10 protein-coding genes are annotated in these 7,996 nt (G+C 45.1%); 5 read left to right on the top strand and 5 right to left on the bottom strand.

The window, feature by feature from the left end:
• Both ACEW8S_RS12430 and ACEW8S_RS12425 read left to right on the top strand, forming a co-directional pair.
• Positions 1 to 159 (top strand): YbaB/EbfC family nucleoid-associated protein (locus tag ACEW8S_RS12430; protein WP_373518467.1); only part of this gene is annotated, 159 nt, incomplete at its 5' end.
• A gap of 72 nt (positions 160 to 231) precedes the next feature.
• Complete coding sequence (locus ACEW8S_RS12425; RefSeq protein WP_373518465.1) at positions 232 to 1,173, top strand: LysR substrate-binding domain-containing protein; 942 nt, start codon at positions 232 to 234, stop codon at positions 1,171 to 1,173.
• 126 nt (positions 1,174 to 1,299) lie between these two features.
• Here the strand turns inward: ACEW8S_RS12425 and ACEW8S_RS12420 are convergent, their stop codons facing one another.
• Complete coding sequence (locus ACEW8S_RS12420; RefSeq protein ID WP_373518464.1) at positions 1,300 to 1,497, bottom strand: hypothetical protein; 198 nt, start codon at positions 1,495 to 1,497, stop codon at positions 1,300 to 1,302.
• A 152-nt stretch (positions 1,498 to 1,649) separates the two neighbouring features.
• Between ACEW8S_RS12420 and ACEW8S_RS12415 the strand changes: the two genes are divergently transcribed.
• A complete protein-coding gene (locus tag ACEW8S_RS12415; protein ID WP_373518463.1) occupies positions 1,650 to 2,918 on the top strand; it encodes a D-alanyl-D-alanine carboxypeptidase/D-alanyl-D-alanine-endopeptidase in 1,269 nt (422 codons plus the stop codon).
• Positions 2,919 to 3,106: 188 nt separating this feature from the next.
• Here ACEW8S_RS12415 and ACEW8S_RS12410 read toward each other — a convergent pair whose 3' ends face one another.
• A complete protein-coding gene (locus tag ACEW8S_RS12410; RefSeq protein WP_373518462.1) occupies positions 3,107 to 3,691 on the bottom strand; it encodes an NUDIX domain-containing protein in 585 nt (194 codons plus the stop codon).
• A gap of 147 nt (positions 3,692 to 3,838) precedes the next feature.
• On the opposite strand from ACEW8S_RS12410, the gene ACEW8S_RS12405 reads away from it, so the two are divergent.
• On the top strand, positions 3,839 to 5,392 hold the full coding sequence (locus ACEW8S_RS12405) for a M81 family metallopeptidase (protein ID WP_373518461.1): 1,554 nt from the start codon (positions 3,839 to 3,841) through the stop codon (positions 5,390 to 5,392).
• Here the strand turns inward: ACEW8S_RS12405 and ACEW8S_RS12400 are convergent.
• The 3 genes from ACEW8S_RS12400 to ACEW8S_RS12390 all read right to left on the bottom strand — a co-directional run bounded on the left by ACEW8S_RS12400 (position 5,389) and on the right by ACEW8S_RS12390 (position 7,376).
• Entirely contained in the window at positions 5,389 to 5,805 is a 417-nt protein-coding gene (locus ACEW8S_RS12400) for a two-component system response regulator (protein ID WP_373518460.1), read from the bottom strand. The genes ACEW8S_RS12405 and ACEW8S_RS12400 overlap by 4 nt on opposite strands.
• Before the next feature lie 204 nt (positions 5,806 to 6,009).
• The gene (locus ACEW8S_RS12395; RefSeq protein WP_373518459.1) at positions 6,010 to 6,807 is read right to left on the bottom strand and encodes a TIGR00266 family protein; all 798 of its coding nucleotides are present in this window, start codon (positions 6,805 to 6,807) and stop codon (positions 6,010 to 6,012) included.
• A gap of 113 nt (positions 6,808 to 6,920) precedes the next feature.
• Entirely contained in the window at positions 6,921 to 7,376 is a 456-nt protein-coding gene (locus ACEW8S_RS12390) for a DUF4442 domain-containing protein (RefSeq protein ID WP_373518458.1), read from the bottom strand.
• A 353-nt stretch (positions 7,377 to 7,729) separates the two neighbouring features.
• On the opposite strand from ACEW8S_RS12390, the gene ACEW8S_RS12385 reads away from it, so the two are divergent.
• Positions 7,730 to 7,996 (top strand): PadR family transcriptional regulator (locus ACEW8S_RS12385; protein WP_373518466.1); only part of this gene is annotated, 267 nt, incomplete at its 3' end.

Below are 7,996 nucleotides of genomic sequence, written 5' to 3'. Positions count from 1 at the left end.
AGTTTGCTTGAGGATAAGGAACAATTGGAAGATTACCTGATCCTGACCCTCAATAAGGCCATCGAAAAAGCCACCCAAGTGAATGAAACCGAACTGGCAGCGGTCGCCAAAGAGGGAATGCCAGATATTCCGGGGATGGATACGCTGTTCGGGAAATAACTATCACAGTCTACAATAACGATAGTATTTATCTATAGTTTTCCTATTTTTATCGGCTGAATCCCATTTCACATGACCATTACCCAATTACAATATATACTGGCCGTTGCCGAGCACAAGAACTTTACCTTGGCGGCCGAAAAAAGCTTTGTGACCCAACCGACCTTGAGCATGCAGGTGCAAAAGCTTGAAGATGAGCTCGATGTACTCATTTTTGATCGCGGCAAGAAGCCGATAGCCATTACCGAGGTAGGTAAAAAAATCGTTGCGCAGGCCCAAAATATAGTGAACGAGGCCAATCGCATCAAAGATGTCGTGGATCAGGAAAAAGGATTTATAGGCGGCGATTTCACACTCGGAATCATCCCCACGGTCATGCCCACGCTGTTACCCATGTTTTTAAAGACCTTTATTACCAGATATCCGAAAGTAAACCTGATTATAAAAGAGCAGAATACCGAGAGCCTTATCCGAAATCTACAGGAAGGCCATTTAGATGCCGCCATTGCCGCAACCCCGCTCGAGACTGAATATATTAAGGAACGCCCCCTGTATTATGAACCTTTCGTGGGCTATGTGCCCAAGAACCACCGGTTGGCAAAGGCGGACAAAATAACCCCAAAAGATCTTGACATCAATGATGTTCTACTCTTACGGGACGGCCACTGTTTCCGTGACGGTATCATCAACCTTTGCAAGGCCCCTCAGAATTTCGAAAATTCAACTTTCCGACTGCAAAGCGGCAGTTTCGAAACACTTGTCAATTTGGCCGACGAGGGCTTGGGCATGACCCTTTTACCTTATTTAAATACGCTGGTACTTGATGGGGAAAAGAAGAAAAATCTACGGTATTTCGAGAACCCCTCCCCTGCTCGGGAAGTCAGCCTTATCTATCATAAAAGCGAGCTGAAAATACAGATCACGGAAGCCTTAAAAGATGTCATATCGGCCATTGTAAGAGGTGCTATCGCTTTTCAGGACGTTAAGATTATCAGTCCGATTAGCAAAAAATAGAGGACGTGCGCCGAGGAGTACGCCAAGCGCTCTGAACCTGTTGCCCTACGTTCATTTTTGCGTTCTGCGTAATGCGAACAGAAATTTAAACTTAAAAAGCCCCCCGAAATATCGGAGGGCTTTCAATTAAACTTTTATGTAAACGAGGCTTTGTTGAAGTTCCGGTTTGTCGGTTATGAACTGTTGTAACCAGTTTATGAGTTCTTCAATTTCCTCGGGAAGCAATCTTGAAATCGCTTTTTCCAGTTCCTTACAAAATAATTTTGCATCGAAACTGACCTTTTTGAGTACCGTTTTAGAGTACTCAAGCATGCTGCTAGCCATATTCAAAATGTTTAATTAGTTAGGTGTTAATGAGTATATCTCATGCATAAAGTTAAACAATAAAGCCCGAAATATGTTGTGGGCGACTAGTTAAAAATTCGCCAAAGTCTTGTTAAACTCCCTATCTTTGGCACTCCAAACTAATAAAAAATATGGGAAAAATTGGAATTGTGTGCAGCATCCTACTATTGTTAATCGGATGTTCTAGTGCCAAAAGAAACCTACAGCGCACCACTCAAACCGTTTTAGGGTCACCATTCTACGAAAATCAATTTACGGGATTTCTGATTTTGGATGCCGAATCGAATGATACCCTCTACAACCTCAATAGCACCAAGTATTTTACCCCGGCGAGCAATACCAAGATTTTCACCCTTTTTACGGCCCTTCAGTTTTTACCGGAGAAAATTCCCGCGCTAAAATATATCGCGAAAAACGACACGCTCTATGTGGAAGGCACGGGAGATCCCTCGTTTTTACATCCGTATCTTATGGATAGTACGGCGTTCGACTTCTTGCGCGGCCATAGAAATATAGCCCTGTACCTCAACAATTTTGAAGAGAATAAGTTCGGCCCCGGATGGTCATGGGGCGATTATGATTATTATTACCAGCCCGAAAGAAGTCCGTTTCCGCTCTATGGCAACGTAGTGACCCTACATAATACGGATGTGCCGAATGTATCTCCGTCTTATTTTTTGGACAAGGTGGTTCCTATCAATTATACGCTACAACGTGAACTTGAGAAAAACGTTTTCTATTTCGGTAAATCACGGAAAGACACCATCGAAATTCCCTTTAAAACGGATTCCACCCTAACAAGGACGATTTTGGAGGATGTATTGGGGAAAAAGATTCGGGTAGCCGCACAAATGCCTTCTGGGGTAAAGAGCGTTTTATACAGTCTTCCCTCCGATTCCCTATACCGGCGGATGATGCACGAAAGCGATAATATGATCGCGGAGCAACTTTTACTGCTGGCCTCCTCCACCCTGTCCGACACGCTTAATGGCGAAAGGGTGCGGGACTCCGTCTTAAACCATCAACTTTCCGATCTCAAACAACCGCCGCGCTGGGTCGATGGATCGGGACTATCAAGATATAACCTGTTCACTCCCGAATCCATAGTACACGTATTGCACAAAATGTACAGGGACATCCCAAAAGAACGCCTTTTCGACCTCTTCCCCACCGGAGGCGTTTCCGGAACCTTGGAGCGCTGGTACCCTGGCAATCCCAAGCCCTACCTCCACGCAAAGACCGGCAGCCTCGGGAACGTGCACTGCGTCAGCGGCTATCTGGTCACAAAATCCGGAAAGACGTTGATCTTCAGCTTTATGAACAACCATTTTCGCCATCCCAGCTCGGAAGTCAAAAAAAGGATGCAGCGTATTTTTGAGGAAGTTCGGGATACGTATTAGGCGGGGGCGAACCGACGAAAAAAATTCGAGGTTTAATTCTGTCCGGCAGGCGGGTCTGCCGTTTGAAGATTTAAGGTTTAAGGTAATTTTCTTTAAACCCTGCCTCGCCGACAGGCAGGCTTGAACGTGACATCGGCGCTTTTGAACTTTACATCTTACTTGCTGTAACGTTATAACAAGATTTTAATTCAAAGAAAAATTCCCTGTATCTGCGCATGTTGTAACAAAACAATAGTCTTAACATCCATAATCTCACCCGTACCGATCATCCGTAGAGCCTCATCAAAAGCATATTCCAACACCTCAATATTCTCGGTTTCGTCTTCGGCCCCGCCGCCTTCGCCGATCTTCAGATTCGCATCATATTCACCTATGAAGAAATGCATGATTTCGGTAACCGCTCCGGGCGAAGTATATCCCGTGAGTATTTTTTCGACTTTCTCGATCCGGAAACCCGTCTCCTCCTCCGCTTCCTTTTTAATGCGGACTTCAGGTTCGTCACCATCCAGCACGCCAGCGCAGACTTCGATCATCATTCCGTTCTCGTTGCCATTGACGTAGGTCGGCATCCGAAATTGTCGGGTCAAAATTACCGTTCCCTTTTGTGTATTGTAAAGAAGGATGCAGGCCCCGTTACCCCGGTCATAGCTTTCCCGCTCTTGGGTTTCCCAAGAACCATCTTCCTTTTGATAGTCGAACGTGTATTTGTTGAGCGTATACCAATTGTCGGATAGGATTTCCTTTTTAGTGTTTTTTATGTTGCCGTTTTTCACTGGGAATGCGTTTAAAATACTGGGTAAAGTTAGGGATTAAATTTTCGTGGCATTCTTGTCGGTTTAAATTTATGGTATCCGACATATACATGAATGGGTTGCTGAAATTGTTAATTAAAATTATCTTTGAGATAGAAAGACATAATTATGAAAAAACTCCTAACCCTTGCAATACTGCTTCAATTCGCTACCGTTACCCTATTCGCACAATCCAAAAAACTACCCCGCATCGCCATCGCAGGCCTAGGCATCGAATCGAGTACCTTTTCCCCTGCCCAATCGATTGAAGAAGCCTTTCATGCCAAAACGGGAGATTCCATTTATAACAGGTACCCTTTTATGACGGCCGGTTCAAACGAGAGAAAACGCGCGGAATGGGTACCGATACTGGTGGGAAAATCCCTGCCGGGCGGTATCGTCACGCGGGAGACCTATGAATCGCTGACGGGTCAAATCCTAAAAATGCTAGAAGAAAACGGGCCTTATGATGGACTTTTTTTCGATATCCACGGTGCCATGAGCGTGGTGGGACTTGATGACCCCGAGGGGGATTTGATCAAGCGTATCCGAGAGGTCATCGGCACGGAACCTTTGATTTCCACTTCGATGGATTTGCACGGCAATGTATCCGAACGCCTGGCACAGCACTCCGACCTGATTACCTGTTATCGCATGGCACCCCATGAAGATGCCATCGAGTCCAAACAACGAGCGGTCAACAATCTATTGGATCGCCTCGAAAGCGGAAAGGGGAAACCGAAATACAAGGCGTATATTCCCGTTCCCATTCTACTGCCCGGCGAGATGACGAGTACCCGGATCGAACCGGGGAAAAGTCTGTATGCCCAAGTCCCTATGGTTGCGAATCAAGAGGGCGTCATCGATGCCGCCATTTGGATCGGCTACGCGTGGGCCGACGAACCGCGCAACCATGCCGTTGTCATGGTTACCGGTGACGACAAGAAAAAAGTGGAAAGTGGAGCGGAAAAACTGGCACAAAGCTTTTGGGATGTCCGGGAAGCGTTTGAGTTCGTGGCGCCTGTCGCCCCGCTAAAAGAAAGTTTGGACATGGCCCTTGCCAGCGACAAAAAACCGTTTATGATCAGTGATATGGGTGATAACCCGACGGCGGGCGGTGCAGGTGACGTAACTTGGACCTTAGAAAAAATTCTAGCCTACCCGGAATTCAAATCCGAAAACGGACCTTCATTGATTTATGCATCCCTTCCCGGGCCAGAACTTATAAAGGAAGCCGTAAAAGTTGGGGTCGGGGGAAAAGTAGATGCTCCGGCGGGTGCAATGATCGACGACCGCTATGCTTCTCCCATTCATTTGTCAGGTACGGTCACAGCTATTAAACAAGGTGATATGCATGCCGAGACCGAAGTGGTCATCAAGGTTGGAAGCGTTCATGTCATCGTAACCAAAAAAAGAAAACCCTATCACTACAAAAGCGATTTTACGGAATTGGGACTCCATCCCGAAAAAACCGATATCGTCGTGGTCAAAATCGGCTACCTTGTGCCCGAACTCTATGACATGCGTGGGGATTGGGTCATGGCATTGACACCAGGCGGCGTAGACCAAGACCTACAGCGGCTTGACTACAAACGCATCAAAAGACCCATGTTTCCTTTGGACAAAAACATGAAAGAACCAAATCTTAGTGCGCGGCTAATACCGGCCTCGGATAAACTTTAGGGATTAACGGTCATCAACGTCCGATTCATATCCATTTTAGAGAGCGGTTTGTCGAAATGACCTATAATGGACGTATGCGCCTTGGCCTGCATACGGTCTTTGGAATTTGAAAAGGCCGAAAGTACATAGACCTGGGTTTTCTTGCACGCTTCCGAAATTTTGGCAAGTTGTTCTAAAAATTGCCATCCGCTCATTCCGGGCATAATCAAATCTAAAAAGATGATATGGGGCAGTTCCTTTCCGTTATGTTTATTGTTATGATAAGCCCGTAAAGCGATTTCAGCAGTATCAAAATCCAAAACTTTGGCACTACTTCCAGATTGTTGTATCCGGTAACGCGTAGCATATAACGAAACCAGGTCATCATCAATAATCCAAATTACTAAAGGCGTAGTATTAACTCGTGTCGTCAATGGTATTTAAATTTGGCTGGTTGGCGATTACTTTAAACTCACTTTCAAATGATATCCAATTAACGCACGAATTTGTAATTAATTGTATTAAACGGCAAACGCCTTGTTTAGAAAGCTCTGAAAAGGGAAGTTTTTCTTAATGGACTTCAGAATTATTCGTTAACAGCTAATGGGCTATTCGCCGAATGTTACATGGTTTACGGGTCAAAACCGATTATCACCGCCCAATAGATCACCCAATCCACCTAAGACACTACCTTCGCCTTTATCCTTTCCGCCCCGGGGGATTGCGGCCAGCACCCGACCGGCCAATCGGCTAAAGGGCAACGATTGAATATAAACGGTTCCGGGACCTCGTAAGGTGGCGAAAAAAAGACCTTCCCCACCAAAAATAGTATTTTTAATACCACCGACAAACTCGATATCGTAATCGACCGTTTGGGTAAAGCCTACGATACATCCGGTGTCCACTTTTAAGACTTCACCAGCGGCCAATTGTTTTTTGGCCAAGGTACCTCCGGCATGTAAGAACGCCAACCCGTCACCTTCCAGTTTTTGCATAATAAAGCCTTCGCCACCGAAAAGTCCTCGACCTAATTTCTTCGAGAATTCAATACCGATAGACACCCCTTGTGCAGCGCAGAGAAAAGCATCCTTCTGGCAGATAAACTTTCCCTGTACTTCCGAAAGGTCGATTGTCAGAATTTTTCCCGGGTAGGGCGAAGCGAAACTGATCTGCTTCTTGCCCTGCCCTGCGTTAAGAAAAGCGGTCATAAACAGGCTTTCCCCCGTCAAGACCCGTTTACCGGCGGAAAAAATCTTGCCTAAAATTCCCTTTTCCTGATTGGAGCCGTCGCCGAAGATAGTATCCATCTTGATCCCGGAATCCATCATCATAAAACTCCCCGCCTCGGCGACCACCGCCTCGTTCGGGTCCAGTTCGATTTCGACGTATTGCATTTCCTCTCCGTAAATTTGATAATCTATTTCGTGTGCATTCATTTTGAAAAAAAGTTTATGGGTTTATATGCTTAGGAGTATACTAATTGAATATTGGTAGCGAAAAATGAAATTTTGTTACAAGCTAAATTCAAGGTACCCTGAACCCTTAATCCCTAACTCTTTACCCGTACAGTCCACTCAAAATTAAAGGTCGAGACCACCATCCCGTCTTCGTTCACGCCGACGGACTTCATCCAAAAAGTCTGCCCATCACCTGTCGCCACGGTCTTATCAATGGCTTCCCGTATCAAATGTCCATCCTCGCATGTAAATGTAATTCTCCCCGTAGCTTTTTTTGAAAAATTCCCGTTGTTATTTTGAACAAGCATGGAAATCCTTTTCCCGCTCTCCCGTATTTGATTGATGACCATAGCTCCGGTGCTCAGCTCAGCGGCCATACCCTGCACCGCCCAGAACATCGAATTAAATGGATTCTGATTGCGCCACCCATGCTTTACGGTAACCACACATTGCTGCTTAGTAATGGATTTTACCCTTACTCCCGTCCACCAAGCAGCAGGTAATTTGAAAAAAGTAAACTTGTTGAATTTTTCAGCTGTAACGCCCATTCTTCTTTGTGGTTTCCTCAAATGTAGCCAAAATTAGTGAGGTTATAAATGTTAATCTTATGCTAAATTATAGTACTTTGTTTTGCATAGTACCTTCTTTTAGATATATATTTGCATAAGAAACTAATGGCCAATGGAAACTAGCATGACCAAACCTGACAATTAATAATCAATACTTAATCCCAACGGGTACTCATCACACCCTTACATCTAAAGGAGTTTATTCATCAAATCAAAAAACGAACACCGAACTAAAATTCGGTAAAAGCAGTCAATCTATGCAGACTAACACTATAAAACAAAAACCGCGTTCCCCCGAATTAGCGGATCTGCATAAAAAGCAAAAAGAAATTATGAACGTAGAAAATACAAAGGCACAAATGCGCAAAGGGGTGCTGGAATACTGCATCCTGGCCATTCTCAATGGAAAGGACAAGTATGCCTCCGAAATTCTGGATACCCTGAAAGACGCCAAGATGCTCGTGGTCGAGGGTACTATCTATCCGCTCTTGACCCGATTAAAAAACGCAGGGCTTCTCAGCTATCGCTGGGAGGAGTCCACTTCCGGACCGCCAAGGAAATATTATGCCCTGACCGAAACCGGTATCCTGTTCCTAAAG

Source organism: Pricia sp. (assembly GCF_041745955.1).
Lineage (GTDB): Bacteria > Bacteroidota > Bacteroidia > Flavobacteriales > Flavobacteriaceae > Pricia.
This window is presented reverse-complemented; position numbering and strand designations above follow the sequence as displayed.

What these genes read in the sequence shown, in the direction of transcription:
- ACEW8S_RS12405 (WP_373518461.1), top strand. Translation starts at nt 3,839, where the DNA reads ATGAAAAAACTCCTAACCCTTGCAATACTGCTTCAATTCGCTACCGTT.
- ACEW8S_RS12390 (WP_373518458.1), bottom strand. Translation starts at nt 7,376, where the DNA reads ATGGGCGTTACAGCTGAAAAATTCAACAAGTTTACTTTTTTCAAATTA.
- ACEW8S_RS12415 (WP_373518463.1), top strand. Translation starts at nt 1,650, where the DNA reads ATGGGAAAAATTGGAATTGTGTGCAGCATCCTACTATTGTTAATCGGA.
- ACEW8S_RS12395 (WP_373518459.1), bottom strand. Translation starts at nt 6,807, where the DNA reads ATGAATGCACACGAAATAGATTATCAAATTTACGGAGAGGAAATGCAA.
- ACEW8S_RS12420 (WP_373518464.1), bottom strand. Translation starts at nt 1,497, where the DNA reads ATGGCTAGCAGCATGCTTGAGTACTCTAAAACGGTACTCAAAAAGGTC.
- ACEW8S_RS12425 (WP_373518465.1), top strand. Translation starts at nt 232, where the DNA reads ATGACCATTACCCAATTACAATATATACTGGCCGTTGCCGAGCACAAG.